The following is a 26,691-nucleotide window of genomic DNA, read 5'->3' on the forward strand; positions in this document are numbered from 1 at the left end:
CGAACGCTAGGGCGGCACACAGGCCGGTCACTTCGTGAGGGTCGGGCGGACCAGGCGCGGCCAGTCGTCCGGGGCGGCGGGCCAGGAGACGAGGTGTACCTCGGTGGTGGCCAGGCTCAGGTGGGCGGTGACGTTCCAGCGGGCGCGAGAGGCGGGCTCCCAGTGGAGGCGAATGCGGCCGAGGGGGAGCTTCGGAGTTCTGGCGGCGAGCCACGTTACGTCGAGTGGGCCGTCGTGCCGGGTGGAGACGCGCTGGACCAGCGCGCCGCGTACGCCGTCCGGCATGGGATGTACGGCGAGGCTGTGCAGCGGAAGGGTGTGCGACGAGATAGAAGCCTCCGGATAAGGGGGAAGGGTCAGGACCAGGTGAGGGCGTCGCGTACCGACGTGGGGAGGTAGTCCTCCTGGCCGTCGTCGGGGATGAACGCCTTGCCGTCCTGGACGACGACCTCGGTTCCCATGTAGTGGGTGAAGGGGAAGTCGGGGTTGATGGCGAGGCGGATCGGCAGGGCGGGGTCGAGGTCCTGGAGCTGGCGGAGCAGGTGACCGACGGTCAGGTACTGGGGCAAGGGAGCCTCCGAAAGCGGTACGGGCGGGCGGGGTCGGAGCGTCAGGGAGCGTCGAGACGGAGCAGGTCCCGGAGGGCGACCTTCGGCCCCTGGGCGTGCCCGGCGAGGTGCCGTTTGCGGCACTCGTTGACGTATCCCTTGCCGCGTTGCTTCATCTCCCAGCTGCCGCACGAGCAGACGGCCTGGGTGTACGAGCGCCCTGGGCAGTCGGCGTGGAGCGGCTTGCCGGAGCTGGTGTGCTTGTGGTCCGCCGGGCAAAGCGTGCCGTCGGCGTGGTGGTTGGTGAGCGGGGCGTGGAAAGGCACGGTGAGTTCCTCGTGTGGGGGAGGAGCCCCTGGACGGTCGGGGCGGTGGACGTCAGGGCGCTCGGTCATTCGGACAGGCCGCGGCTGCCACTGGCGTCGTTCGGCTCGGCGGCGAAGAGGCTTGGCGTGGCGGCCGTACTGACCAGACAGGTAGTAGCAGGTGCAGCGGCGGGCGAGGGCGCACTTACGGCGGTAGCCGGGACGGGTGGCCAGGATCATGCGTGCGATCGGAGCCTCCTGTTGGGCCGGTGAGCGGGGCGGGCCGGTGGTGCAGTCTGCTCACCGATTCAGTTGGGGGAGTGGGCGACGAGGGCGGCGACGAATCCGGCCACGGCCTCGGCGGGGGTGTGGGTACCGAACTCCTGGACCCACGTGTCGCCGTCGGTTGGCTGCACCTGGACCCGCCAGGCGATGTCGCGCGTCCAGGCGGCGGGGTCCTCGGGGAGCCAGCCGACGTAGACGCGGCCGTCTGGGCTCGTCGCGTGGACGTTGGCCTCCGGGGTGTCGACGATCGTCCAGCCGAGGGCGTGGAGGAGGTCGAGCACCGGGCTCGCGCAGTGGTCCGAGGAGAGCCAGTGGCGGTCTTCCACGGCGGGGCGGACGACGGCTGGCAGGAGGGTGGCAGAGGCGTTCACGGTTGGACGATCCCTTCGTTGACCTGCGGTTTCTCCGGACACCTGTACGTTGACATGGGGTGTGCCGAAGCCCGTAGTCGTTTCCGGGGGATGCCCGTCTGCCGTGGGCGAACTGATCACGGGCAGACGTCCAGAACGCTGGCGGCAAGGGAATGGAACGACGGCCGGGGTTGTCGTACAGGGCCCGAAGGGGGAGCAGGGATGACAGAGTCGGGCAGACATTGGGACTGGGCCGGGCTGGAGCGCAAGATCCGCTGTGCCGGGCGGCCGTGGACCGTCGGTGACATCACGATGGTTGCCGAGGGCCAGTGGGGCGTCGGCGTGCAGTCCGACAGATGGCCGGACGAGGACACGGTGGTGGAGCACCGGGTCGCGGAAAGCCGGCACGTCGAGCTGACAGTGGAGGAGTTGGCCCGCGTGGTGGGTGCCCGCACCGAGGACGCCCACCACGACGAAGACCTTGCCTGACCGTTCAGCGGCGCGGCCCCGGTGAGGGCGCCAACGGCCCGACGGCAGCCGCAGGAACAGGCTGGTCGGGCACCTGGCCCGGGGCATGTGAAGCGAGCCCCGAGCGGGCGACAGCGGCCCGGGACAGGTTCGCTGCCGGCCCCCGGTCCGCGGTCGAGGCGGCTTCGCGTGCTTCGACCACACGCCGGACCGCCTGCACGTACGCACCGCTCTCCGCGAGCGCGACGCGAAGGTCGGACGCCGAGCTGACGATCCGGTCCAGCTCGTAGAAGGCCGGCACATACCCGGGCCGGGTCAGGGCGTGCAGACGATCCTGGTGAACGGACACCGCGTCGTCGGTGATGGCCAGGGCCGTACGGATGTGCATGGCCGAGCGCAGGAGCGGGTGGTCGCAGGGGCGACGGACCGCGAGGACTTCCAGGACCTCGATGGGCTGGCCCCAGGCCTTCTCGATCATGGAAGTGGCCTGGTCGAGCGCGGTGGTGTCGGGCATCAAGGGACTCCTGTTGTCCGGAGAGGCGGAGGGGTGTCCGGGATTGTCGGGGCGGGGGTCAGCGGCTGTGTCGGGGAGCCGACGAAGCGGCTGGCGGCCGGGCTGCGGCTGTGGGCGCGAGGATGCTCGACCGCTTCTGCGCCGGGGGCGTGGTGCGGCTCTGGGCCGCCATCACGCGGAGGTCGGCTGCTGTCCGCGGAGCGCGCGCGGCACGGCGTACGGCCTCGGTGACAGCGGTGCGGCGTACGTCGAGCGGAGTCGGAGAGCGAGAGATCCGGGGATCGGCAGCCGGGCCGACCGGCGTCAGCGTGACCAGCGGCTCCATCTCGCGGTGGATCATGTGCCGTTCACGGACCACCGGGGCCGAACTCGCCATGACGGCCGCCGTCGCAGCGATCAGATGGGACGGAGTGCGGGCCGTGAACACCGCCTCCGCCCGCGTACCCCAGCCCCGGGGACCGGCCCACAGCATGACGGCCTCAGCGTCTCGTCCGCCGCGAAGGGTATCGATCTCGGCACCGGCCAGCCCGTCGGGAGCGGTGATCTCGACGGTTCCGTACGTGGCTGCCCGGCGCCAGCCGGCATCGAGCAGCGGCTGGACGGCATCAGCCCAGTACAGCGACGGGTCCGCCAGGAAGCGTCCGTTGTTCTCGTACGGGTCGGATTCGGCGTAGTCGCGGGCCAGGGCGGTGGTGAGGCCAGCGACGATCTCGGCCGGGGTGACGTGGTTGAAGGTCGCCGTCCAGCGGGGCGTGGCGACGGCCTCCTCGGCCGCGGTGATCCTCCACAGCTCGAAGTCGTCGCCGAACCAGCCGATCCGGATCCGCTGGTCTGGAGAGGTGACGAGGAGCTGGCAGGGGCCGTCGTCGAGGTAGTGGTGCGGCCAGTGGGCCACGGGGGCGAAGCCGGCGTCTCCGGTCCCGTTGGAGCCGGCGAGATACAAAGGGCTGACCAGTACCTCTTCGTAGCGGGACGGGTCGGGGAGGGCGGGCATGGTGGAAGCTCCAGGCGCGTGTGGGAGGAGGGGATGCCCGCGTGCGCCGCGCGGTGATGGGTCGGAGCGCACGCGGACGCCGTGGCGGTGGCGGGGTGCCTCTGGTTCTCGGCGGCACCCGGATCACCTGCCCCGTCCCGGGGCCGACTGGGCGGCTACGGCCGTCGGCACCCGCGGTTGTGTCTGGGAGGCATGGCTGAACAGGGTGCTCGGTACGGCAGCGCTCCGGCGCAGTGCCGCTGCGGTCCGGGCGCCGTCCGACCCCAACGGGATACCGGAGTGGGTCCGCTGGCCCGTCGCGACGGGGACAGGGGGCGATGGGGTCCATCGCGTGGCCAAGGGGGCGCTCCAGTGCTCGACGGTCGCGTAGACGGGGCCTAGCTCCCGGCCGGCGTCGGTCAGCACGTAGGGGTCGCCGTGGCGCGGGCCCGTGCGGGTGACCAGGCCGTCGGCCTGAAGCCGGATGAGGCGATGCTGGGTGAGGCTGACGTCCAGGCCGACGCCTTCGGCGATGTGGACGAACCGCATCGGGCCGCCCGCGTCGAGGACTTGGATCATGGCGGTGGAGTGCCGCAGCCGCAGACGCTGTACGGCGTCCTCGACACGTTCGGCTTCGGCCATCGCGCCGGGCGACAGGTAGTTCCGAGACCATTCGGCCAAGGTGCGGTGCACGTGCGTCAGGGACTCGCCGAGGGCGCTGAGCCGGTACGGAGCCCCGTGGCGCTTGTCGGTTCGGTTGACCAGTCCGTCGGCGTGCATGGCGGCCAGCCGCTTGCTGGCCAGCTGCTCGCTGGCGAAGGGGAGCCTGGCGGCGACATCCCGCACCCGCATGGGACGGCCTTCCTGGGCCATGGTCATCACCGACCAGGTGGTCCACTTGGGCCCCATCAGGGAAAACGCGTCCTCGATGCGCTGAGTGTCGAACGAACCGATGGGTAAGAAGGCGGGCCGGTCGGGCGTATCGCGCGGGTTCACTCGGCCGCCTCCATCCGGGCGAGCAGCGAACGGACCAGAGTGGGCAGTCCCCCGGGTTCGCCGCCGGTCCAGATCTGGTCGGCCGCCTCGTCGAGCAGGTAGGCGGCGTCTTCGATCAGGCCGCTGGAGATCTCCATGCAGGCGTCGGTGATCCGGGAGGCCGCGAGCAGCGACTGGGAGAGCACGTCGACGTAGTCGCCCGGCGGGAGCCCGGCGGCCTGGGCGGCGGTGCGGATCGCCGCCAGCTCCAGCGCGCTGAAGGCGAAGTCGAACCCGTCTTCCTCCTCGGCGTCTTCGGTCGCGGCGAGGGCCAGGTCCCCGGGTTCCGTGGGGATGCCGACGCGCGTGCAGATCTGGTCGACGGCGGTGGTCAGCTCGGCGAGGGATTCGGTGAGCCAGCCCAGCGCGGAGGCGTAGGAGGCCAGGGTGAACAGACCCGCTGGCGTGGCGGGACGCGGCTCGGCGGCCATGAACTCTTCGAGCCGGTCAGTCAGTTCGCCAACCACGTGCGGGCCGGCGGACAGCGCGCCCAGTACGGGATGCAGGTAGGAGCGGCTGGCGGCCGTCGGGTATTCGGCGGCGAGGATTCCGGAGACGCTCTGCGCGGCCCCGGTGAGGAGACCGGCCAGGTCGGTACGGGACAGCGGGGCGCGGTCGGTGGTCATCGCTGGGGGACCTTTCGGGAAGTGGCGGCCGTGGAGTGGGCCACTGTGGGAGGAGCTGCCAGGGCGGCGGCCGTAGGGCGGCCTGCGGTGAGGGAGGAACGGGACCGGGCGGCCTGGACGCGGGCCTCGGCGGCGGAGGTCGTCTCGGTGATCTGCTGAGGGGCGGTGCGCAGGTGGGCCGAGCGGTAGACCGCGTAGTCCTTCCGGCTTCCGGCGGCGACGAGGTAGACCTCGCGCTTGTGGTTTGAGGTCGGCGGGGCTGGGCGGAACTGGATGACCAGCCGGTAGGAGACGGAGGGGTCGACGTAGACCTTGTGGAAGCCGGCGAGGCGGCCTTTCAACGGCAGGCAGTCGTCGCTTCCGTGGACAAGGTTCTGAAGTTCCAGCAGTGCCAAGTCGCGGATTTCATCGGGCAGTTCCCGAAGGTCGGCGATGGCGTCAGGGTGTGCGGCGAAGGCGAAGCGGGCGCGGCTCACATCAGCCTTCCCTGTCCCGGACGCTGGGCCGGTGCCGCCGGAGGCGTACTGGGGACGTCGTGGCCCGCCTTCGGTGCCGCGGAGGCACCGGTCGACCGGGCGAGGGCGATGCGGGCGACGCGGGCCCGGACGACGGCGCCGTTGTCATCGCTGTACTCCGGTGGCTCGGGCAACGGGCCGCTGCGGTCGTCCAACCAGGTGCGGGCGGCGCCGACGTCGGCGAAAGCGCCCTCGCGCATCGTGTACGTGCCGGCGTCGTTGTCCCACTCTTCGTGGAAGACCCGAATTGGTGCCTCGGCGGCGCGGGAGTCGCGCGTCAGCGTCCACGTCTTGCACGGGTCGGAGTCCGAGGTGTGGTTGTCGAGGACCTCGTACCGAATGCCCGACTCCCGGATCTGCCGTTCGACCCACACCGTGAGGTCGTCGGCGGGCTTCAAGGAGCCGCCGTGGATCTTGGCGATCTTCTCGGGCGGGCAGCCGCGCTCGACCAGCCACGCCTGGGCGAAGGACACCGTGGCGTGGTGGCTCGTCTCCAGGGTGTACGTGAACCGGGTGAGATCCCGGGCGACGGCGATCGCCATCACCTGAGGAGCGCCGGGTATTCCCCACGTGGCCGACTGGTCGTGGGCGATGACGAAGCTGTGGGAGCCGTTGGGCGTGGTGTGGTGCTGGGACAGCGCCGTCAGGTCACCGGACCAGAACCTCTCCAGCGCCTCCTCGGACGCGGCGTCGGCGGGGGCGAGTTCGTCGAGATCGAAATCGAAGGCGAAGTCGAAGCCGTCGTTCATGCCGCCACCCCCGACTGCACAGGGGCGGGAGTGGTCAGCACCCGGTGGTTGGGGCGGGTCGGGCTCGTCGTGCACGCGGCGAAGGGACCGTCCGGGGCGCGGAGGTGCACCAGCGCCTGGTCCAGGTGGTCGCGGTGCCAGGTCGACGGACCGGCCAGGCCGGCTTCGGTGTCGGTGAGTTGCTGCCACGCGAGCCAGAGGGCGTGCAGCCGGGCGACGGCTTCCGGGTGCTCGTGCCACTGCGCGCACCAGGGGCGCGTTGTGCTGATCTCCCGGCCGTACACCGGCAGGAGGAGGTGGTTCACCCAGTTACTGAGGGCGGCGAGTTCGACGGCGTACGCCTCGCCGCCCAGGGCGAGGATGAACACCGAGGTGGGGCCGTCGGTCTTCTCGGGGCCGGCCGCCCCGGCTTCCGCAGCGCCGTCCGTCTGCTGATCGGCAGGGGGTACGGGATCGGGCTCGGAGCCGAGGCGGTCGAGGATGACGCCGTGGCGCCTGACCTCCGCGATGGTCTTGGCGAGGGCGCTGGCGAGGTCGTCGAGGCTTTCGTCGGAGACCCGGAACGGGTCAGGGCCGGGGGCGGTCGGGCTGGTGTCGGACATGAGAGCGTGCTCCATCTGTGAGACGGCGACATGCCCGTGAGGATGCGGAGAATCCGTGGTTTGGCCTGGCCGGGAAAACCCTGTAGGGAGCCGCTACCCGGCCGCGCAGCGCTGACAGTGCGGGAACGGTGGCGCCAGCAACTGCAGGGCCCGAGCAGCCTGTTGGGGGACGACGCCGTTGCCGAGCGCGGTGAGTTGCGCCGGGCGTCCGAGTCCCGGGGTGGCGGTGACCCAGCCGTCGTCGAGGCCCTGCATCCACTCGACGAAGTCGGCGCGGAGCCGACCGGCCGCGTCCGTGGGCGTCGGCGCGGGGCGGGTGAGCGTCTCCCATCGGGTGATGGCGGCTGCGTACGGTCCCCATCGCCGCTCGACTCCTCGGCTTCCGGGGACGGCTCCGCCCACAGCGGCAGGACCACCGCCGACAGGGGAGGGCGCCACCCCTTGCCGGGGCGGCGGCCCGAGGTGCCCGTGTCGCTGGCCCGGGGTGTGGGCAACAGCGACGCCGCCGCACTGGGCAGGGTCATGTCCCCATTGCCGTGCCGCTGGTTGGGCGAGCCCTTGATCCCATCCGACGCCTTCGGGGTCGGCAGCAGGAGCCACTCGACCTCGTCGGCCAGATTCGGACCGTGGCCCCCGCTCTTCCTCTTGGCCGGGTGCTGCGAGCCGCCGTTCTTGCCGATGTTGCTGGTCGGCGTCTTGAGCAGGGTCTCCGGCGGGCCAGGCCGTGAGGAAGGTCCGCTCGCGCCGGTGCGGGGCTCCGACGTCAGAGGCGCGAAGCACGAGCCACTTCGCGTCGTACCGGAGGTCGGCCAGGGATCCGAGTACGGCACCGAGTGCCCGCAGAGGAGGCTGACCTGCGGTGTCTCCCAGACACCACGGGCAGGGTTCCACGTCGCCAGGGGAACCGGCGGGGGAGGTGAGGAGGCCGCGGACATTCTCGATCACTACCAAGCAGGGTCGGAGGGCCTCGACCGCACGGGCGACGTGCAGCCACAGCCCCGATCGGGTCTGGGAGTTGAGTCCGGCCCGGCGGCCGGCGACCGAGACGTCTTTGACAGGGGAAGCCGGCCGTCAGGACGCACACCCGGGGGACGGTGGACCAGTTGACGGTCGTGATGTTGCCCAGATTGGGGACGCCGGGCCAGTGGCGGGCCAGGATGCGCGAGGCGTTCGGATCGACCTCTGCGTGCCAGGCAAGCGTGCCGCCGAGAGCGGACTGCACGCCCAGGTCGAAGCCGCCGTACCCGGAGCAGAGTGACCCGATCAGCGGAGGGTGGGAGACGGTGGCGGGCATGTCACCGGGCCCGTACGGTCCGGGGCGCAACCGTCGACGACGCCGGTGCCGCGGGGGCAGCCGGTGCGGCCTCGTACACGGGGGTGGTGGTCCGGCCGATGGCGGCCCGGAGCCGGGACGATGGCGGCGAGACCGCCGTCGAGGCGGCGTGCAGGGAGTCGGCCGCCTCCCGCAGGGCCGTGTCCGCCGTCCCGAGCGCCTCGTCGATCACCCGTCCCGCCGCTTCCCGGGCATCCCGGGTGTCGGGCCGGTCGTGCAGGTGCTCGGTCCGTTCCAGGAACGCGAGCTGCTGGGCCACTTCCCCGAGCGCGGCTGCCGCCTCACCGGCGGGCCGTACGGCGGCGGAGAAGCTGGACACGGCCAGGGAAGTGCGAGAGCCGTGTTCCCTGTTGATGGTGCGGAACAGGACCTCGTCGCCAAGCTCGGTGAGCAGTTTGCCGAGTTCGGAGATCTGCTGGGCGACGGCGACACTGCCGGGGAGGCGGTGAGGGTCGCCGGGGACCGGGAGCTTGCCGCGCTGGGCGTCGAAGGACGAGGCCGTGGCACGTATGGCCAGAGCGTCGGCGAGAGGGTTCGTGGTCACGATGAATTCCTGTACATGAGGACGAGCGGTGGATAAGGGCGTGTCAGCTGTGGTTGCGCGAGGGCGGACGTGCGGCGGTCGAGGTGGGCCCGGGGCCGAGTCGGCCTGGTGGAGACGGAGCGGGGCGCGGCGTACTGCGGGTGAGGGCCGCGTGCACCCGCGCCGCCGGCGGCCCGCTTGGGGGAGTAGCGGTGGCTGGCGCCCGTGAAGCCGGCCGGCCGTTCGCGGTCTGCCAGCGGGCGCGGACCTCGTCGAGCGGGCCGAGCGCGTGCAGGGCGTGGTTGATGAGCCGCCCAGGGGCCAGGACCTCGTCCTCGGCAAGGGCGCGGACCGCGCGGGCGGAGGCGGCTGCGGTGCGCGTGAGGGAGGAACGCATCACCTGCTTGCCGAGCCACTCGGCGTCACCGGCCCCCACGCCGTCACAGATGGCGGCGAACCGGTCTTCCGACAGCGTGCCGTCGGCCAGCAGGCCGCGCCGCTGGGCCTCCCAGAGCAGGGTGATCCGGTCGATGGGCTCGCCCCGGTGGTGCAACGCCCCGAGGCACCGGTAGAGCTGCCCGTGGACCGGGTCGGCGAAGTCCCCCGGACGCAGCCAGTCCACCACCTCGCCCATGGCCCCCGGCCGCTCGACGAGGACGGCCAGAAGGAACTCCTCGTCCTCGGCAACCCGATCGGCCTGAGCCAGCGGAAGGGCAGGTGGGTCGAGGGCCTGCGATGTCGCGGGCGCGACCGGTCGCGGTTCGGTGCCCCACCGCCGTGCGAGATCGGTGAGCACCCCCGTCAGGACGTCCGCGTAGTGCAGCGCTCCTTCGACCTCGCCTCGCAGGGCGCCCGCGCGAGCCTCCTGGTGAAGCCGGATCGCGTGCTGGGTGACGGTGCGGTGGATCGCCCCCTCCAGCACCATGCGGCCGTACACCCGCGCGTGCGCCGGACGCGGACAGGCCGAGACCAGGAGATGGCCGTACGACGCGGTCAGCCCACTGACATGGAGGCCGGCCTCGTCGACCGCGTCGGTCACCCACGACAGCGGCACCGGCCCCTCGCCCTCCACCGTGGGGTGGCCGTCGTCTCGGAGCTTACGCAGCGCGGCGAACAGCGCCTGGTGGACCGGCCGGTAGAAGTGATTCGGCGCGAGCCACTCCAGGTGCGAGAGCTGGCCCGGGTCGAGCAGCACCGCGCCGAGTACCGCCTGCTCGGCATTCAACAGCGGGTTCATCGACGACCTCGCGTGCTGGAAGCGGACGGCTCACTCGGCCGGGCACGCAGATCGGCGACCGCACGGTCGGCGGCGGCCACCGCCTCGGCGAAGCCGTCCAGCAGGGTGGCGAACGCGGGATCGGCGACGGGAACCGCCCCGGCATCGCCGACCAGCCACCACCGGCCCTCGTGCAGGACGGCCGGCGACTGCGCCAGCCGTGCGGAACGCGGCGTGGGCGCGCTCATGCCGACAGCCCGAAGTCGTCGTGGCCGACGGTCTTCGCAAGGGCCCGCTCGGTGATCGCCTTCGTGGCGCGGGCGGAGGCCGGCCCGACCACCTTGGCGGAGGGCTCCTTGTACCAGGGCCGGATACTGAGCATGGCGATCCGCAGGCCGGTGGCCAGGAGCAGCACCTTGCCCTTGGGTAGGGCGCGGATCGCGTCGGGAGGCAGGATCCGCTCGGTGCGCATGCTCACTGAGGTGGACTTGCCGCCCTCGCTCGTCGACACCGAGACGGTCTGGACGTCGTGGTCACCGACCTGCCGGCTGAGGCGGTCGGCGAAGTCCGCGTCGTCGATGCCCGATCCGACGATCTTGACGGTGGCGGCGGACCAGAGGGCGTCCATCCCGGCCTCGCCCCAACACCGCTGGCCCTGCCCGTAGCTCTGCAGGATCGTCATCGGGATGACGCCCCGGCTGCCCAGGTGGGAGTACAGGTCCGGGAGGTCCGAGATCCGGCAGACGTTGGCGGCCTCGTCGAGAACGCACAGGGCGGGCGGGTCGAGCCGGCCGCCGGAGCGCTCGGCGACGATCACGGCCGCGCGCATCACGGCGTCGGCCGCAGCCGCGATGATCGCGGACGCGCTCCCACCGCCGTCCTTGCTCAGCAGGTACAGCGTGTCGCGGGAGGTGGCGAAGGCGAGGGGCTTGAACTCGGGGAGGTCCTCGCTCGGGGTGACCCAGGCGGCGACGTCCGGGTCGAGCAGGCAGCTCGCGTACTGCCTCGCCGTCTCATAGATGCCGTCGCGGGTTTCGGTCGCACCGGAGACGGTGCCCTGGAGCTGTGCGGCGACCGCGTCGTGGCCGGCGTCGGTGAGCAGGTCGACCGGTGTCCGGTCGGCGGGGGAGGCGAGCCAGGCCAGCACGTCGGTGATCGGTCGCCGGTGGCTGGCGGCGGCCAGGAACAGGGCGCCGAGCGTGTTGGACGCGGCGGTGGACCAGAAGTCGGAGCCGCTCGACTCGTCCACGCTCGCCGCGACGAAGTGCCCGGCCAGCCGCTTCGCCCCGGCGAGGTCGCGGGCGTCGGCCAGGATGTCCCACCACATTTCGCGCGGGTGGTGGGCGATCTGCTGGGGGTCGAGCGTCCAGACCGTGCCGACCTCGGCGCGGGCGTCCACCGTGGCGGTGAACGCGTCGTTTGCGGCCTTGTTGGAGGTGAGCAGGACCGGGCCGGGAGCTGCGAGGATCGCGGGGATCGCCAGGCCAGAGGTCTTCCCGCTGCGTGGGGCCATGATCGCGACGATCACGTCCTCCCAGGACGCGCGGACTTCGGCGCGACCGGGGTCGAGGGTGCCTAGCAGGATGCCACGGTCATCAGCGGCGACCTCTTTTACCCTCCCGGTCGCTCAGGGAGGGCCGCAGGCTCTTCGCCTTGGCGGTGATCTCCTTGTCCAGCAGCGGCGCCAGGTCGCTCTTGCGGGCGAGACCGGTCTTGGCGCCGCAGCGCCAGCGGATCCACAGCACCAGGCCGGTGGTGATCAGTGCCAGGGTGAGCAGGCCGGGGACGACGCGGACGCCGACGAGCAGCGCGGTGGTGCTCAGTGCTGGCCACAGCGCGCCGGGGTGCAGCAGGGCATCGGTGGCGCGGAACGGGGTCCACGGGCCGCTTCCGACGAGGGAGTTGGTGAGGTTGCCGGTCAGCCAGGCGAGGGAGCCGAAGGCCATGGTGGCGCCGAGGGCGCCGAACAGGAGATAAAGGAGTGCGTCGGAGCCGGTGGTGGTCGACGGCGCACTGGTGCGCGGGGAAGGCACGGGTGGGAAGTTCCTTGGGGTGCGAGCGGGCGGGGCGGGGCGCGCTCGGCTCTCGTACAGCTCACGGGCCTAGTCCCTGCGGATCGAACGGAAGGCTTCATCGGGGTCGGGTGGTGGGGTGTGCCACGGACGGGGGCGGCGTCGTGGACGGCGGGGCACTGGTGCCGGTGTTGCTCTCAGCCGCCACGGGGGAGACCTGGCGGGCAGCAGCCAGCCGTCGTGCCTCGTGACCGACGGTCTCGCCGACGTAGCCAGCGGCCAGGGACGGGTCGATCGCGACGCGGTACCCCAGGTCGGCCAGCATGCTCGCGGCAGAGGAAGAGGCGAGCTGCCGGTCCGGGCCGACGATGTGCGACGCGAGGCTGTAGGAGGCGGGATCGTCCGGGTCGCCTGGGGCGGCGAACCCACAGGAGCGCCGGATGCGGTGGGCGGATTCGGGCAGGCCGGTCCGGCAGTCGGCCCAGACCAAGTCGTCGGCCCAGGGGAAGATTTCGACGTCGGTGCCGTAGGCGGCGGCGAGGTTGGCCATGGAGGGCCCTTCTGGAGAGCGGAGCGGTGGGGTACGCGCCGGGACTTCTTCGGTGCCGGACGGCGACGACGGTTGTCGGGGGCCGGTCTGCGGCGTGGAAGCACGGTCGGCACGACGGCGGTCGGCGTCCGGATCGCGGGCGGGAGGCTCTGCGGCGACCAGGCCGGTGCCGAGGACGTCGTCGAGCAGTTCCCGGATCCGCAGGACGTTGACTCTCTCGTGGTACCGGGGGTCGGTCCGCTCGGCAGGGCACGCGGCGATCCCGTCCTCAGCGGTTGCCAGCTGCTCCTGAACGTCCTGGAGCATGACGTGGGCGGCGGCCAGTCGCGTCCAGGTCTCGAAGACGGGGTTGTGGTGCGGGTCGTCGAACGCCAGACGGACACGGGTCCAGCCGGCGGCAGGGGCGACGAGTTCGGTCAGTTGAGGCAGAGCCCCGACCAGCGCACCGTTGGCCTCCTCGATGATCCCCGCCACCTCTTTGGGCGTTGCGTCCTCGGTGAGACGGGCGAGCATCCCGGGGACGGAGTACGGGTCGGCGGAAGCGCTGGGCAGGCGTCGGACCCGCGGCGGCTTGTCGGAGCCGGGTGCCACGCTGCGGTGTGCGAGCCGGATGCTGTGCTGCATCGCGGCGCCGATGGCCTCGCCGATGCTGGAGAAGAACTCGGGCACGGTTCCTCCCTGAGTTGGTGGTGCTGGCTGGCCAGGGCGGGTGGAGCACATGGCACACGTGCTCCACCCGCAGGAACGGTCCTGGGTCTGGTGCCGGAAGACAGAGGCGGCGGAGTCACGGCGTCACAGGCAGGGGAAGGCTGTCGGCGAGGCACGAGAGCCGTTCGCGGACGGCGGGGCTGCCGACGGTGGCGCTGCAGGAAACACGTACGCGACAGGCCGGCGGTGAAGCGGACGAGGAGAACACCCGATCACCGCCGAGGACCGGAGGTACGCGGGGGGCGTGCGGCCGCACGGGCATCCGTGAACTCGATATCGACGACCGAGACGATCTCGGCCTTGGCCGCTGCGGGCGACACGGCCAACGCCGCGCTTTGGGAAGCAGGCAGATCCGAGGACCGCGTCCGCGCCTCGGCCCGGGACGGGCCGCCGACACGATGCAGCTCGTCCTCCGAGTCGATGACCTCCGACTGCGCCGAGCTGACGAACTCCGCCGCGAAGCCGAACCGGTCAGCCAACGCGTACGCCTCGTCGTCGAGGTCGGTGATGTGTTTGCTCGCCGCCTCCAGCGCTTCCCGGACACGTTCCAAGGCCCCATGCTCGGGGTGAAGGAGCTGGTCGACCGCTTGCCGAAGGTCCGCCCCGTTCTCGGCCGACCTGATGCGGTCCGTGATCTGAAGGAGCGCGGCTCCGGCGGCGTAGGGCCCAAGGGGATTCGTCGGAGTACTCATCCGGGCCACGTCTAGGGAAGGAGCGAGATCGACGCCGTAACGGGCGGCACGGAGCATCTCGGCCGCGTGGCTGGCGATGGCGACCCGGTCGGCGACCGCAGTGGTGGTGGGAAGCCGGTGTCGCCGGCCGTGCCAGTCCTCGATCTGCCGGAAGCCGGCGTGCTTGAGGATCATCGCGGAAAGGTCATCATTGGCGCCCTTCGCCACGACACTGCCGCTGGCCTCGGAGGAGATGGTGATGGGAGGGGCAGGCACAGCAGTCTCCTGGGCACGGGGAGTCGGATGGAATGCGGTGGGCAGGTGCCCCAGCTCGGCCGCGATGCGGCGGCACTCGGTCTGGAGGCGGAAGGCGTCGCGATAGCCCTGGTGCAGGCCGCCGTCCTCACGGGCGAGGGTGGCCACGACGTGCACCTGACGGGGCTGGTTGCGCAGGGCGATCCACCGGCAGGCATCCGGATCGCCTTCCGGGGCGATCCCGACGGCGGACACCAACCGGCGGGCGACGACGGCCCACTGCGCGTCGGTGAGGTCCGGCCGGTGAGGATCGGAACGGACCGAGCAGACCCACGTCGGCCGGACGGGAGCAGGGGCCCCGAGCCGCTCGACCGGAGCGTCGAGAGCATGGGCCAGGTAGGGCAGCGAGCCCGGCTCGGCGAGCAGCTCGATCGGCGCCCCGTGACCATCGCCTGCGATCAGCCACAGGCTGACGTGGGTACCGCGTTCACCCGGCCCGTACAGGTACGCGAGCAGGCCGGCGGTGTCGCTGGCGCGCTGCAGGTGGGCGATCACGGCGGCAACCTCAAAAGAGAAGGAAGGAAGAGGGCCCGGGAGACAGGACCAACAGGGAGAGAATCCGCAGGATTTGAGACTTGGCCCGGCCGGGGATCCCTGATAAAAGCCCTGCTCACCCAGCCCCTGGCCTTGGCGGGAGAGGATGCACCGGTGCCCCGCTGCTGCGGGGCACCGGACGGCTAGAAGTAGGGGTTCTCGCTGGGTCGGTCGGCGTCAGTGGCGGCCTGGAGCAGCTCGGTGAGGTCGTCGGGTTCGGAGGAGCGCTGGTCGATCCACCATCCGGCCCGGGTGATGGTGCGAGCGGCCTCCTCGATCTCCTCCCACTCCGCCTCGCTGGTTTCGCCCTCGACGACCAGCGCGGTGTAGGCGGCGGCCAGGATCTGGTGGCGGCAGCGCACACCCCAGGGGACGGCGCGCTCGGTTCCCTCCAGCGGAGGCATCCGGTACTGCTGCGACCAGGCTTCGGACTCGGCCTGCTCTTCGGCACGTTTGGCCTTCACCCAGGCGGCCTTGTCCTGCTCGCTGTTCTCCTTGGAAGCGCGCCAGCACTCGCTGCACTCCTGGCTGGCGAGCCACTCGGCGAAGCCCGCGCGGCGGTCGGCCGGCCGATTGGACAGGTCACGGTCGTCCTTGTGGCCGCATGAGTGATTGATCGGCCAGATGGTCTTCACGGCCATGGGAGTTATTCCTTACGGGAGTTGGGTCAGCGGTTGCGGGTGAACGCGATGCGCGGGTCGACCGGCCGGGCCGCCGCGACGGAGGTGGCGGGAGCCGACGCCGGCGCCTTGCCCGGGAGACTGGCGAGGGCCGGGCTGGCGGTGAGCGCGGCGGCCACGATCGGAGAACTACGGCCAGCGCCCTGGATACGGTCGCGGGACGAGGCAGGCGCGGGGCGGTGGCGGGCCGCTACGTCCTGGGCGAGGCGGGGCTGCACCGCGACCTGGACTCCGGAACGGTGCAGGGCCAGCGTGGCGTCGGCGACCTTCACCAGGGCCTCGTCGCAGCTGGTGGCGGCGGGCAGTGTGTAGATGTCCAGGCGCGGATCGTGCCGCCAGCCGTGTTCGACCAGGGCGAGTCCAGTGAGTCCGGAGGCGCGGCTGTCGATGGCTGCGATGATGCCGAGCCTTGGATGCTCGGCGAACGCGACATCGGGCTCGGCGTGCGGAGCCTGGGACGATCCGGGCCCCGCGCTCTGTACCGGGGAGGGGTTGAACACGGCGTCCGTGTCGACCCGGAAGCCGGCGTTGCGTAGCAGCGCGACGGCCCGGGTGGCGCGGCCCTGCCCGTCACGCTGGTGGTCGGTCAGGGCGTACAGGGTCGGCTCGCCCAGGATGGGGCGGAAGTCGAGCCGTTCCAGCATCCAGGTGCCGGCGGCGAGGTTCTTGGGGTTCGCGGCGACGATGCCGTAGTCGGGGTGGCGGCCGACGGTGACGTCGGCAAGCAGTTCTTCGGCGGAGGTGGGCAACACGGCTGATCCATCCGGTGCGGGCTCGATGACGAGGGAAGTCGAGGGCCGGAACGGCTCTGCTGCTGAGAGGCATACGGCGTACTCCGAGACGGGAAGAGATCAGCGACCAGGGGTGGTGGAGGGACGTGCGGGTGGAAGCACGGGACGTGGGGGAGGGTCCGTCGCCAGGCGCGTGCGGACCGTGCGCGGTCCGGCCGACGGCGAGGGCGCGAGAGCAGCGCTCACCCGTGGCTGAGCAGAGGCCGGCAGGGTGGTCCGGTCCATCGGACTTCGGCCCTTGGACGTGAGCAGCGCCGAGTCGCACAGGACGGTGAACCCCTCCTCCTGCAGCGCGGCGAAAGCCTGGGTCACCGCCCGGCGTTGCTCGGTCGGATCGGTCATGGTCGTGGGCAGTCGGTGGTAGCGCTCCCCGTCGAATGAGACGGCGGCGATGAAACCCGCATGGTGGAGCACGGCGTCGGCGGCGTGCTCCTGCGAGGAGCGCTGCTGCTCGGGGCGTGGCGGCACGCCGAGCTGGTCCAGGCGCGTGTCGACGGCGGCGAGCAGACTTGGGACGCTGCCGCCGTACCGGGCGTCAGGGCCGCCGGGTTCCGAGTCGTAGATCTCTTCGTACACCGAGGGCCCGGTGTCCCGGTGGCGGATCGCCGTCCAGCTGTCGGGGAACTCGGGGGCGTCGCTGGGTGGTTCCTGCGGCGGCGAGATGATCAGCGAGCTGCCGTCGGGGAGGGCGGCGTGGACGATGTAGTCGCTCAAGCCGTACTCGACGGTGACTTCCAGGCCGCGTTGGCGGAGGGGAGCGGTGAGGTGGCCGTACCCGTGATCCTCTTTCGGATCCTCGGAGACAACAGGCGAGGAGGAGGTGCTGGTCCACGCGGTGATGTGTGGTCCCTCTCGCTCGAAGGTGATCAGGGGGTCGTCCTGGTGCATGGGTCTTCTCTCCGTGGTGGGGTGTTCCAGCGGTCGGTGGTGCGGCTGCGGGCACGTGGTGCTGGGCGGGCGGTGGTCCACGAGGATCTGGCGATTGGAAGGTTTGGTCCCGCCGGGACTCGGTCTACGGGCGTCAGCGGGAACGGCCCGGCACCGGTGGGCCGGGTGCTGGTGGCGCCGGGGGAGAAGCGGGCAGGGGCCCGCGCCGGTCGGAGGGGGACCGGGCCAGGGCCACGCGTGCCTGTTGGGTCCGTGAGGACTGTTCGCGGTCCGCTCGGCCGACCAGGTAGTCGGCGGCCCGTACGAGGGCCGGGCCGCTGATGGACAGCTCGTCGGCGTAGTGCCAGCCGTCGGAGTTGCGGTTCTCCTCCGCCTCGCTCTCGTAGAGCTTCCGCGAGCCGGGGAGCGAGGCGTCCATGAGGGCCATGATCTGATCCCACTCGCGCTGGAGCTGTCCCGCCCGTTCCAGGGTGGTGTCGATCCCGCGCAGCCGGCGGAGGTCTTCGCTGACCGGCTCCTCGACGTAGTCGGCACTACGGGCGGCGGCGCGGACGCCGGCCAGGACCTCGGGACCGTGGGCGAGGAAGACCTCCACGTGTTTCCACGCCTCGGCGTCGCGTTTCACCTTGCCGTCCTGGTATCCCTGCTCGTCGATGGGCCAGCCGTCGCCGTCGCAGAAGGAGTCCGAGACCGCGTCCCAGGCGTCGGACGCCTGCCTGATCCCGGCGGTGGCGGAGGCCAGCGCCGGGATGTGCCTCCGCCACGCCAGGCGGTCGGTGGCTGCCGGCGGCCGATTCTCGGCCAGGCCGGGAGAACTGGGAGAAGCAGACATGATCGATCCTCCGGGCAGGCCCTATGCCGACATGCGGGCGTCGGTGTCGAACAGTTCGCGTTCGGCCGGGTGGAGGATGTGTTGCGTGATGAAGGATCGGCCGGCGACTTTCCACAGGCCCCGGCCCTTGGTCAGGCCGGACACCGCCTGGGTCTCGACGCCGGTCAGGCCGAGCAGGGAAGCGGCGGCGTCGAGTTGGTCGGGCTCCTGGCGGTAGATGATGCGGGTGGAGCAGTCGGCCAGGAGGCCCTCGGCCAGCACCCGGCCGCGAGAACCGGCATCACCTGCCGAGAGCAGGTCGCTGAGCCGGTGGATGACCATGAGGTTTGCGATGCCGAGACCGCGGGAGAGCTTCCACTGGGACTGCATGCGCTCCAGCAGACCCACGTGCCGCATCAGTCGCCACGCCTCGTCGTAGATCACCCAGCGTCGGCCGCCGCCGGGGTCGGCGAGGGCGGACTCCATCCACGCGCTCGCGCAGGTCATGGCCAACACCAGCGCGGTGTCGTCTCCGGCACCGCCGAGGCGGGAGAGGTCGATGGACAGCATCGGCGCGGTCGGATCGAACGTCACCGTCGAGGGGGCATCGAACATGCCACTCAGGTCACCGTGCACCAGGCGGCGCAGGGCGTGCGCGAGGTCCTGGGCGGCCGACCCGAGGTGTCCGGCCTGGTGTCCGAGGGCTCGGTCGAGGCGTTCGGGCGAGCCGAGGGCGTGCGCGATCTCGCCGAGCAGCGGCACCGTGCCCCGGGCGGCGGCCTCGGCGACGACCAGGTCCAGGGCGAGGTCGAGGGCGGTGTGCTCCATCGGCAGCAGGTCGCGCTTGAGGACGGTGCGCGCCAGGCCGGCCAGGAGCAGCAGGCGGCGCTTTCGGACCTCGGTCGCCCAGTCGCCCTCGCTGACGGAGGCGGGCCGGGCCGGGGCATCCAGTGGGTTCAGCCGGCCCGGGAGGCCGGGGCCCAGGGCGATGCTGTAGCCGCCGAGGGCCTGCGCGACGCCGGTCCACTCGCCCTTCGGGTCGCAGGGAATGTAGATCCGGTAGCCGTGGGCGATCGACCGGGTGGCGATGGACTTCGCCAACGCCGACTTGCCCATGCCGATGATCCCGGCGAGGACCACGTTGGGGTTCGTGAAGCCCTCGATCCGGCCGCTGCTGTACAGCGAGAAGGGATCGAAGCAGAAGGCGGCTTCGGCGTGGACGTCGCGGCCGATGAAGATGCCCTCCGCCCCCAGGCCGCCTTCGGCCACGAAGGGGTAGGCCCCCGAAGCGGTGGCGGTGGTCATCCGGTGGGCGGGCAGGCTGAGCTTGCCGCCCCGGGCCGAGGCCGGACCTGGACGACCGGTTGGCGGGTAGGTCGGCCGCAGCTCCGGGTCGAGGGTTTCCTCGGCGCGGTGCTTGGGCGGTGTTCCGGCGAGGCGCGCCTGGCGGCGGGCCTCGGCGAATCCGGCTCGGGCGGCCCGCTGCTGGGCCCGCGAAGCCTTGTGCGGCACGTACAGGCGAGAGGCGCTGGCGCGGGTACGGGGCATGAACGTTTCTCCAGGCAGGTGATGGGGTCAGCGGCGGACGAGGCCGGTGAACGGCGTGTGCAGCTCGGCCGGGGTGGTACGGCGGCGGACCAGGTGCGCGGCGCGCTGGTGGCGCTGGCAGATGGTCAGCTCCGGTGCCCCTTCGGGCAGGCCGGCCTGGCATGCCTCGGGTTCGGGTATCTCGCCCGAATCCCGCCGGGGCGCCGCGTGGTAGGCGGCGTGGAGGTGGTCGGCGGCCTGCCAGATGCGGGTGCGGGCGGCGCGAAGCTGGTCGCCTTCGATCGGCACGAGGCGACCGGTACGGGAGCCATGGGCGTCGAGCAGCCGGTGCACCGAGACGAGATGCGCGTGCAGAGCGTCCAGCTCGGCCCGGCTGGTGACGAGCGGGCCGCCCGGGAGGTTGAGCGCGCGGTGGAAGTCGAGCGCGGCGGTGGCGAAGGGCACGAAGTCCTGCGCGGTCGGGCTGGCGGTGCGGGACATGAGGGTGCTCTTTCGAAGGGAGGGGAGGGCAGGCGTCAGGCGGCGAGCGCGAGCGGCAGGGCTGCGGCGGTGAACGCTTCGGCCTGCTGCCAGGTCAGCGGCCGGACGTCGAGCTGGGCGCCGACGGCGGCGGTCTCCACGACCGCGCAGGCGGAGCGGAGTTCGTCCTCGGAGTCGGCCGAGACGGTCAGCAGGCCGGTCAGGGCGACGTCGGCGTGGCCCGCGATGAGCTGGCGCTCGCGGGACTTGATGTCCTGGTACTCGATCGAGTCCGCCTCGGAGTCGACCTGGCCGCGCCGGGCCCGCTCGGCGGCGTCGGCGATCACGCTGGCCTTTTTGCGCTGGACGTCGCGCAGTGCGGCGTCCAGTCCCTTCGGCTCGTAGGAGAGCGACAGCGTGCGCCGGACGCCGCCGGTGAACAGGAGCTGGTGCAGGAAACCGGCCGACGTTTCGGTCCTCGGCCAGTTCTCCACCCAGTACGTGGCGTGGACGGCCGAGTCGGTCGCGATGTGGTCCGCCTTCTCGACGACCACGACGGGTCCGGCGGCCGCAGGCTCGGCCTCGGGACGGCCGGCGGTGGACCACCGGTCCAGCGCCGTGAGGGCCTTGGGGTCATAGGCCGTCCGCACGACGGCGGCGATCTCGCGGGCGGTGAGCCAGCCAGTGGGGTTGAGCCCGGCGGTCCGCGCGGCCTGATCGAAGGTGGAGGTCAGCTGCGCCAGGACGCTGAAGGAGCCGGTCAAGCCACCGCCGGCCTGGTTGATCAGCCGTCGCGCGGCCTTGGTATCCAGCGCCACCGCGACGTATGCCTCGTGGGGTGCCGCCGCCGGGCCCGCGCTCTGGATCAGCTCGCTGTAGATCACGCCGGCCATGGGGGCGTGGGGTCGGCCGTGCTCGTCCCAGTAGCGGCGAAGCGCGTCGCCGGAGTCCGGGACGGTGCGCTCAATCACCTGGATGCGGGCGATCTGCCCGGTACGGGCAAGCGCGGCCAGCGCGCGTCCCCAGCCGTTGACGTTGGCCTGCTGGGTGCCCGGGTCGAGCAGCGCGTAGGCGCGGGAGGAGACCTTGACCACGGCGGTCAGCGTGCCGCTGTGGGGATCGTGCACCGCACCGTACCTACCGTCGGGGGCGGTGACCACGCGCAGGCTGGCAGCGGTGCCGGGAAGATGGAGGAGTCCTTCGCGGGTCGGCCGACGGGAGGGCCGGGTGAGCCAGACGAGCTGGCCGCGCATCCGGCGCAGGACGTACCGGGTGACGATCGGGGCCCAGTCCGCCAGGGCACGGCCACGGTGGCGGACGAAGACGAACAGGGAGATGACGGCCCACAGCGGGATGAGCTGGAGGGCGCCGACCACGCCGCGGCTGAGGACGACGGCGAGAAGAAGAAGGCCGGTGAGGCCGGCGACGAGCAGCTGCGGGCCGGTCAGGCCGAGCAGGACGCCGCGCCTACTGCGGTGGGGGAACTTCACGGTGGCCGTAGGGGCCTGGTGCTTGCCAGACATGGTGATTCCAGACGGTGGGAGCGGGCGGAGGACGGGGCGCGCGGCGCTCTTCTGGAGGTCATGAGGGACTCCTCTGCTGGTCGGTCAGGGCGGGGCGGGCCGTGGTGTACAGCCCGCCCCGGGTGTGATGGGTCAGGAACCCGACGGCGGCGGGTTGGGGAACACCCAGTTCGTCGGCGTCGGAGAACCGGTGGCCGACGGTCCGGCGGGCGGCGGCGGCGCGGTCGCGGGGCCGACAGGCGGCATGGAGGTCATGCTGCCGCCCGGTGCCGACGCGCCGACGAGATAGCCGGAGCTGCCGGTGACGCCGTGGACGACTACCTCGGACCCTTCCGCTTCGTCCGCGCTGGGACGCGTGATCAGCGGTGGGATCCCGGGCCGCTGGATCAGGGCCCGGCCCCTGTCGCCGGTCGCGTTCGGGTCCTCGCCGTACCGGAAGCGGGTCTGCTGCCTGGGCGACCCGGCGTCGATACCCTCCTTGCTGAGGTTGCCGCCGGCGGGATTGATGCCGGAGGCGACGCCATCGGCGCCCGCACCGGGAACCTGGCTCGGCCCCTGGGGAGCGGGGGCACCTGTGCCGGCCTGCATCGCCAGGGTGCCTGCGGTCTTCGCCGCCCCGGCGGCGACCGCCATGCCGGCGACGCTGGTGCGGTGGAGGTCGTCGTGGCCGCCGCCGTCGCTGGCCCAGTGCACGAACTTGTACGTCGCGTACGGGCAGAGCAGCACGAGGACCATCACGACGATGCCCGCCATCGCGTCGGACAGGGCCGACATCCCGTCGGTGGCGTCGGTCTTGCCCATGGCAGAGACACCGATCAGGAAGACCACGGTCATCAACAGCTTGGAGACGACCAGGGTGGCGGTGGCCTCAATCCAGCCGCGCCGCCACCGCTTGGCGACCTCCCAGCCACCGCCGGCACCGGCGAACACGGCGAGCGAGACCATGATCAGGACGCCGACCTTGCGGGCGACCATGACGCCCCAGTACAGGAAGGCACCGATCGCGCAACCGAGGGCGACCAGGGCTGGGACACCCCAGCCGAGGCCGTACATCGCCCCCAACTGGTTGACCTTCACCACGCGCCGGATCGCGTCGTCGACGGAGGTGTTGGCTGCTTGAAACAGTCCGTCGGAGAGGGCGTCGACCACGGTGATGGCGACAGAGGTGAAGGCGATGGCGGAGAAGCTGAAGAGGACGCCGGTCATGGTGCCGAACGCAGCCTGAGCAAGAGCGCGTTCATCGCGTCGCCAGGCCGCGGTCATGAGTTGGATGCAGAAGATGCCGACGGTCAGGGCGAGCCCGATGGGCAGCAGGAGCTCGTAGTTGTCCCGGAACCAGCCGGCGTTGAGGTCGATGGCGGTCGTCTCGTTGACGGCCTTGGCAGCGAGGTCGGCGGCGCTGGCCGCCAGTTCACCCATCGACTTCGCGATCCATGCGCCGATGCCGTCGGTGACGGTTCCGGCGGGGTTGGTGGCGAAGTCGACGGCGCCGCACACCTTGTCCATCAGCGGGAAGTCGCAGACTCCCATGGCGATACCTCCTTTCTCGAATGGGGATCAGGGCGCGACGGACGGCATGACGCCGACCAAGGCGCAGGGACGGTCGGGCCGGCACTGGACCGCGAGCGTGGTGGAACGGCTTTCCGCGCCGCCGGCGGGTGAGCCCTTCCAGGCGATCGACTGCTTGCCGGAGACCGTGACGGCGTAGACGTACGCCTGGGTGATCGCCCCGGGGTCTTCCTGCAGGGCCCGGGTGAACGCGTTCGGGAAGTGCCCCTCGTACACCTTGGCGGTGGCGAACTGGCCGTTGGCGGCCATCTCCTTCCACAGCACCGTCGAGGGAACGACCTTGTCGACCGAGGCCGGGTCGGCGTACTTCGCATCCGTGGTCAGCCACCTACGCAGAGCCTTCCGCAGCTCGGGCTGCGAGTACGCACGGGTGTCGTAGGACCACAGCGCTGCCGCGGCTGCCTTCCCGTACGCGATCGGGTCATGGGTGTTCGGCGGGATGGGAAGGGTACGAGGGCGGGTGTACGGGGTGGACGACCCGGACGCCGAAGGGGCCGAAGAGGTGACCGAGGGCGAACTCGGTGGTGGAGCAGGGGTTCCGGATGAGCCCCTGCCGTCGCGGGTGAGGTACGCGGCCAGACCGGCGAGAGCGACGAGCACCACCAGGACGACGGTGCCGAACAGCGCCCGGCGGCGCACGCGAGATGCGCCGCCGGGGTGTGTGGAGTGCTGAGCCATCAGTGGACCTGCGTCCCCAGCGTGCTGAAGAAGGCCACCACGCCGTTCGCCGCGCCGAGCAGAAGGGCCGCGCCGGCGCTCACCAGCACGCCCTTCTTGCCGTTGGCCTCCGCCTGGTGGCCGCCGGAGTGGTGGCCCCAGGCCCAGACGCCCGCGCTGACGGCGAGGGCGCCGACCACGGCGATGAGCCCGAAGAGGTTGATCGAGCCCATCACCTGCTTGAGGACGGACAGGCCCGGCAGACCGCCCTCGTTCGGCTTGATCCCGGGGTCGTAGGCGAGCTGTATGACCTGGTCGGCGAGATACATTCAGAACTCCAGTTCGATTACGTGCATGCCAAGGCCCGCTGGGGCGAAGCGGCGGTGCGAGGAAAGGGGGAGAGGGGAAGAAGCGCCGGTCAGACGACTCGGCGGGCGGAGAGAATCCGCGGTTTCCAGGAGGCGAGGGTCGTGATGCGGACCACGTCGCTGGTGCGCGGGGCGTGCACGATCAGGCCCTGCCCGATGGCCATCCCGACGTGCTCGGGTACGGCGGCCGTCCCCTCGGTGAAGAGCAGGTCACCCGGCTGAAGGGCATCCACCGACACCGCCCTGCCCTCCTTGACCTGCGTGTACGTCGTCCGCGTCAGGGTGACCCCGGCGGCCTTGTACGCCTGCTGCATCAGGGAGGAGCAGTCGCACCGGCCCATGGCGTCCTTGCCGTGGGAGTTCGTGCAGGTCCCGCCCCACTGGTACGGCGTGCCGAGCTGCCCGAGCGCCCACCGGATCGCCGTCTGGACCTCTCGCGGAGCGTTGGCGGGGATCTTGTACTCGGCCGGCAGCGCGCCGGGCGGGATGGTGCCGAAGTCGGTCCCGTCCCCCTCGGCGCTGCAACCGCCCTCGATACCGGGCGCAGGGCTGCCGGTGCCGGCCGAGCCGGACGGCGAAGGGTCCGGTGACGCGCCACCGGCCTTCGGCAGCAGGGGCTCGATGGCCTTCTGCAGAGCGGTGGCCAATGGTTCCCACTTGGCGTACGCGTCCGGGAAGCCCGACCGTTGCACGGCCTGGGCGGCCTGGGTGATCGACAGGGACTCCCAGCCCGAGACCTTCCGCAGCCCCTCATAGAACTTGGTCGAGGCGTACACCGGGTCGAGGATCTGGTTCGCCGTGCCCCAGCCCTGCGACGGCCGCTGCTGGAAGAGACCCAAGCTGTCGCGGTCGCCGTAGGTCAGGTTCCGAAGGCCGCTCTCCTGCAGGGCGGTCGCCAGGGCCACGACCTGCCCGCGGGCCGGGATGTTCATCGCGACGCCGGTGGCCTGGATCGTCTTGGCGTTGGGCACCTGCTCGGCCCCGTCGTCCAGGCCCGGCACGGAGACCGAGCCCGTGTCGCCGCCGCCCAGGATGGCCTTTACCTGGGTGGCGACGGCGGCGGTATCCACATCCCGTGCCCCGCCGGTCGAGCAGGCGGCCGAGGCGGTCCCGGCCCCGACGGCGAGAATCGGAACGGCCATCAGCAGCGGAGCGGTTGCGCAGAGACCGACGACGGCTCCGGTGGTCTTCTTCATCGCCGCCGCCGTTCACCGAGGCGGCGGTGCCGGCCGGGTGACGGCGTCGGGTCGGGGCGCGGAGGTATCAGGACATGCTGCATCGCAGCGTCTCCTCGGTGTTCGTAGGAGGCGCGGTGCCGACTTCTCGTGCAAAGCCGCCGGCACCGCGCCGATGTGCATCCGCCTCTCGGGCGGGCCCGGGTCAGAGGAGTTGGTAGCTCCCGGACACCGGTCTCAGGTCACGCGCGGCAGCCAGCCGCGCTCGTAATCTCAGGCAGTACACCGGGGCTCCTGACGGTGTGCGGGAAGGAGAGGGCAATGTGCCTCCGATACCGCTCGACTGAACGAGACAGCACGGATAAGCACAGGTCAGCGGGGGTGGAGCGAGGCTCCTGCCCGGTGACACGGCGAGACAGTAGACAGGGATTCCGGCCGCACCAAACGACTCCCGGACCAGGGTCCGCAGCACGGCCCGCCTCGTTAAGTACGGCCGGAGATCGCCGCTAACCTCCAGCACAACCCCGCCCCGGAAGAACGCCGTTGAGCGCTGCCTGGAGCGGGCCCAGCCCCGCCATGCCCTGAAAGAGGCCCTTCCCGTGAGCTACACGCTGCACCGAGGCGACGCCCTGACCGTGCTGAAGTCCCTTCCGGACGAGAGCGTCAACGCCGTGATCACCGACCCGCCGTACAACTCCGGCGGCCGTACGAGCTCGGAACGCACCGGACGGACCGCGCGTGCCAAGTACGTCACCAGCAACAGCGCCCACGACCTCGCCAACTTCCCTGGCGAGAACCGCGACCAGCGCTCCTACCGCTCCTGGCTGACCGAACTGCTCACCGAGGCGTACCGGGCCTCGACCGAGCACGCGGTGGCCATGGTCTTCTCCGACTGGCGCCAGGAACCGACAACGTCCGACGCCCTGCAGATGGCCGGGTGGACCTGGAGCGGCACCATCCCGTGGATCAAGCCCGCCAGCCGGCCCCGCAAGGGCGGGCCGAAGCAGGACTCCGAGTTCATCATCTGGGGAGTCAAGGGATCCCTCGACAACACCCGCGACCTCTACCTGCCCGGCCACTACATCGCCTCCCAGCCCCGCAAGGACCGGGTCCACATCACCCAGAAGCCCGTCGAGATCATGCAGCAGCTCGTACAGGTCTGCCCCGAAGGCGGCACCGTCCTCGACCCGTTCACCGGCAGCGGCTCCACAGGTGTCGCGGCCCTTCGCAAGGGACGTCGCTTCGTGGGCGTCGAGCTGTCCTCGCACTACGCCGACGTGGCCGAGCAGCGGCTCCGCGCCGAGCTGACCAAGGACGACTTCGACCTGGCCGGACCGGAGGCATGATCATGAGAGCGGAGAGAGCCCGGGGCCGGCTGGCCGCAGACGCC

Annotated in this window: 30 protein-coding genes and 3 pseudogenes; 2 read left to right on the forward strand and 31 right to left on the reverse strand. The window is 71.5% G+C overall.

Annotated elements, in window-relative coordinates:
• Window positions 1-27: 27 nt before the first annotated feature.
• The 4 genes from IE237_RS32665 to IE237_RS32680 all read right to left on the reverse strand — a co-directional run bounded on the left by IE237_RS32665 (window position 28) and on the right by IE237_RS32680 (window position 1,509).
• Window positions 28-285 carry an esterase gene (locus IE237_RS32665; protein WP_229843116.1) on the reverse strand — a complete coding sequence of 86 codons (258 nt, stop codon included), beginning with the start codon at window positions 283-285 and terminating at the stop codon, window positions 28-30.
• A 71-nt stretch (window positions 286-356) separates the two neighbouring features.
• Complete coding sequence (locus tag IE237_RS32670) at window positions 357-569, reverse strand: hypothetical protein (RefSeq protein ID WP_189805768.1); 213 nt, start codon at window positions 567-569, stop codon at window positions 357-359.
• A gap of 41 nt (window positions 570-610) precedes the next feature.
• Window positions 611-874, reverse strand: coding sequence for a hypothetical protein (locus tag IE237_RS32675; RefSeq protein ID WP_189805769.1), 264 nt, complete (start codon window positions 872-874; stop codon window positions 611-613).
• Window positions 875-1,161: 287 nt separating this feature from the next.
• Entirely contained in the window at window positions 1,162-1,509 is a 348-nt protein-coding gene (locus tag IE237_RS32680; RefSeq protein ID WP_189805770.1) for an SPDY domain-containing protein, read from the reverse strand.
• A gap of 201 nt (window positions 1,510-1,710) precedes the next feature.
• Between IE237_RS32680 and IE237_RS32685 the strand changes: the two genes are divergently transcribed.
• A complete protein-coding gene (locus IE237_RS32685; protein WP_189805771.1) occupies window positions 1,711-1,977 on the forward strand; it encodes a hypothetical protein in 267 nt (88 codons plus the stop codon).
• A 4-nt stretch (window positions 1,978-1,981) separates the two neighbouring features.
• On the opposite strand, the gene IE237_RS32690 is transcribed toward IE237_RS32685, so the two are convergent.
• From IE237_RS32690 to IE237_RS32815, 27 genes and pseudogenes are all read right to left on the reverse strand, one after another.
• Window positions 1,982-2,470: a hypothetical protein gene (locus IE237_RS32690; RefSeq protein ID WP_189805772.1), complete on the reverse strand. Its 489-nt coding sequence runs from the start codon at window positions 2,468-2,470 to the stop codon at window positions 1,982-1,984.
• A gap of 58 nt (window positions 2,471-2,528) precedes the next feature.
• Window positions 2,529-3,464 (reverse strand): SPDY domain-containing protein, encoded by a 936-nt coding sequence (locus IE237_RS32695; RefSeq protein ID WP_189805773.1) that lies wholly within the window; start codon window positions 3,462-3,464, stop codon window positions 2,529-2,531.
• Between the two features lie 123 nt (window positions 3,465-3,587).
• Window positions 3,588-4,352: a winged helix-turn-helix transcriptional regulator gene (locus IE237_RS32700; RefSeq protein ID WP_189805774.1), complete on the reverse strand. Its 765-nt coding sequence runs from the start codon at window positions 4,350-4,352 to the stop codon at window positions 3,588-3,590.
• Window positions 4,353-4,435: 83 nt separating this feature from the next.
• On the reverse strand, window positions 4,436-5,104 hold the full coding sequence (locus IE237_RS32705; RefSeq protein WP_189805775.1) for a hypothetical protein: 669 nt from the start codon (window positions 5,102-5,104) through the stop codon (window positions 4,436-4,438).
• A complete protein-coding gene (locus tag IE237_RS32710) occupies window positions 5,101-5,580 on the reverse strand; it encodes a hypothetical protein (RefSeq protein WP_189805776.1) in 480 nt (159 codons plus the stop codon). Before IE237_RS32710 ends, IE237_RS32705 begins: the two co-directional genes overlap by 4 nt.
• The gene (locus IE237_RS32715; RefSeq protein ID WP_189805777.1) at window positions 5,577-6,368 is read right to left on the reverse strand and encodes a glycosyl hydrolase; all 792 of its coding nucleotides are present in this window, start codon (window positions 6,366-6,368) and stop codon (window positions 5,577-5,579) included. The genes IE237_RS32710 and IE237_RS32715 overlap by 4 nt, the downstream gene beginning before the upstream one ends.
• Window positions 6,365-6,970 (reverse strand): DUF4913 domain-containing protein, encoded by a 606-nt coding sequence (locus IE237_RS32720; protein ID WP_189805778.1) that lies wholly within the window; start codon window positions 6,968-6,970, stop codon window positions 6,365-6,367. Before IE237_RS32720 ends, IE237_RS32715 begins: the two co-directional genes overlap by 4 nt.
• 93 nt (window positions 6,971-7,063) lie before the next feature.
• The gene (locus IE237_RS41005; RefSeq protein WP_229843117.1) at window positions 7,064-7,372 is read right to left on the reverse strand and encodes a hypothetical protein; all 309 of its coding nucleotides are present in this window, start codon (window positions 7,370-7,372) and stop codon (window positions 7,064-7,066) included.
• 360 nt (window positions 7,373-7,732) lie between these two features.
• Window positions 7,733-7,966 (reverse strand): annotated as a pseudogene (locus IE237_RS41010) (DNA cytosine methyltransferase); the annotation flags it as partial.
• Window positions 7,967-8,081: 115 nt separating this feature from the next.
• Window positions 8,082-8,264, reverse strand: a pseudogene (locus tag IE237_RS41015) (hypothetical protein); the annotation flags it as partial.
• A gap of 1 nt (window position 8,265) precedes the next feature.
• Window positions 8,266-8,847, reverse strand: a complete 582-nt coding sequence (locus IE237_RS32730) for a hypothetical protein (RefSeq protein WP_189805779.1) — start codon at window positions 8,845-8,847, stop codon at window positions 8,266-8,268.
• 43 nt (window positions 8,848-8,890) lie between these two features.
• Window positions 8,891-10,063, reverse strand: a complete 1,173-nt coding sequence (locus IE237_RS32735; RefSeq protein ID WP_189805780.1) for a DnaB-like helicase N-terminal domain-containing protein — start codon at window positions 10,061-10,063, stop codon at window positions 8,891-8,893.
• The gene (locus IE237_RS32740; RefSeq protein ID WP_189805781.1) at window positions 10,060-10,290 is read right to left on the reverse strand and encodes a hypothetical protein; all 231 of its coding nucleotides are present in this window, start codon (window positions 10,288-10,290) and stop codon (window positions 10,060-10,062) included. The genes IE237_RS32735 and IE237_RS32740 overlap by 4 nt, the downstream gene beginning before the upstream one ends.
• Window positions 10,287-12,075, reverse strand: a pseudogene (locus IE237_RS32745) (type IV secretory system conjugative DNA transfer family protein). The gene IE237_RS32740 and the pseudogene IE237_RS32745 overlap by 4 nt, the downstream one beginning before the upstream one ends.
• Window positions 12,076-12,172: 97 nt before the next feature.
• Window positions 12,173-13,273, reverse strand: a complete 1,101-nt coding sequence (locus tag IE237_RS32755) for a hypothetical protein (protein ID WP_189805784.1) — start codon at window positions 13,271-13,273, stop codon at window positions 12,173-12,175.
• Window positions 13,274-13,524: 251 nt separating this feature from the next.
• Window positions 13,525-14,793 carry a hypothetical protein gene (locus IE237_RS41020; RefSeq protein ID WP_229843118.1) on the reverse strand — a complete coding sequence of 423 codons (1,269 nt, stop codon included), beginning with the start codon at window positions 14,791-14,793 and terminating at the stop codon, window positions 13,525-13,527.
• 182 nt (window positions 14,794-14,975) lie between these two features.
• The gene (locus IE237_RS32765; protein ID WP_189805785.1) at window positions 14,976-15,473 is read right to left on the reverse strand and encodes a hypothetical protein; all 498 of its coding nucleotides are present in this window, start codon (window positions 15,471-15,473) and stop codon (window positions 14,976-14,978) included.
• A gap of 26 nt (window positions 15,474-15,499) precedes the next feature.
• A complete protein-coding gene (locus IE237_RS32770; RefSeq protein WP_229843119.1) occupies window positions 15,500-16,264 on the reverse strand; it encodes a hypothetical protein in 765 nt (254 codons plus the stop codon).
• 99 nt (window positions 16,265-16,363) lie between these two features.
• Window positions 16,364-17,191 carry a hypothetical protein gene (locus IE237_RS41025; protein ID WP_229843120.1) on the reverse strand — a complete coding sequence of 276 codons (828 nt, stop codon included), beginning with the start codon at window positions 17,189-17,191 and terminating at the stop codon, window positions 16,364-16,366.
• Between the two features lie 133 nt (window positions 17,192-17,324).
• Window positions 17,325-18,023 (reverse strand): hypothetical protein, encoded by a 699-nt coding sequence (locus IE237_RS32780; protein ID WP_189805786.1) that lies wholly within the window; start codon window positions 18,021-18,023, stop codon window positions 17,325-17,327.
• Between the two features lie 21 nt (window positions 18,024-18,044).
• A complete protein-coding gene (locus IE237_RS32785) occupies window positions 18,045-19,550 on the reverse strand; it encodes a putative type IV secretion/conjugal transfer ATPase (RefSeq protein WP_189805787.1) in 1,506 nt (501 codons plus the stop codon).
• A 27-nt stretch (window positions 19,551-19,577) separates the two neighbouring features.
• A complete protein-coding gene (locus IE237_RS32790) occupies window positions 19,578-20,030 on the reverse strand; it encodes a DUF6238 family protein (RefSeq protein WP_189805788.1) in 453 nt (150 codons plus the stop codon).
• Window positions 20,031-20,065: 35 nt separating this feature from the next.
• Window positions 20,066-21,532, reverse strand: a complete 1,467-nt coding sequence (locus IE237_RS32795; protein WP_189805789.1) for an SCO6880 family protein — start codon at window positions 21,530-21,532, stop codon at window positions 20,066-20,068.
• A 132-nt stretch (window positions 21,533-21,664) separates the two neighbouring features.
• Window positions 21,665-23,062, reverse strand: a complete 1,398-nt coding sequence (locus tag IE237_RS32800; protein ID WP_189805790.1) for an SCO6881 family protein — start codon at window positions 23,060-23,062, stop codon at window positions 21,665-21,667.
• Between the two features lie 27 nt (window positions 23,063-23,089).
• Complete coding sequence (locus IE237_RS32805; protein ID WP_189805791.1) at window positions 23,090-23,779, reverse strand: hypothetical protein; 690 nt, start codon at window positions 23,777-23,779, stop codon at window positions 23,090-23,092.
• Window positions 23,779-24,087 (reverse strand): DUF6112 family protein, encoded by a 309-nt coding sequence (locus tag IE237_RS32810; RefSeq protein WP_030195549.1) that lies wholly within the window; start codon window positions 24,085-24,087, stop codon window positions 23,779-23,781. The genes IE237_RS32805 and IE237_RS32810 overlap by 1 nt, the downstream gene beginning before the upstream one ends.
• Before the next feature lie 89 nt (window positions 24,088-24,176).
• Window positions 24,177-25,322, reverse strand: a complete 1,146-nt coding sequence (locus tag IE237_RS32815; protein WP_189805792.1) for a C40 family peptidase — start codon at window positions 25,320-25,322, stop codon at window positions 24,177-24,179.
• Between the two features lie 578 nt (window positions 25,323-25,900).
• Between IE237_RS32815 and IE237_RS32820 the strand changes: the two genes are divergently transcribed.
• Complete coding sequence (locus IE237_RS32820; protein ID WP_189805793.1) at window positions 25,901-26,647, forward strand: DNA-methyltransferase; 747 nt, start codon at window positions 25,901-25,903, stop codon at window positions 26,645-26,647.
• Window positions 26,648-26,691: the final 44 nt, after the last annotated feature.

Origin of the sequence: Streptomyces tanashiensis, from assembly GCF_014648895.1 — a bacterium.
Classification (GTDB): domain Bacteria; phylum Actinomycetota; class Actinomycetes; order Streptomycetales; family Streptomycetaceae; genus Streptomyces; species Streptomyces tanashiensis.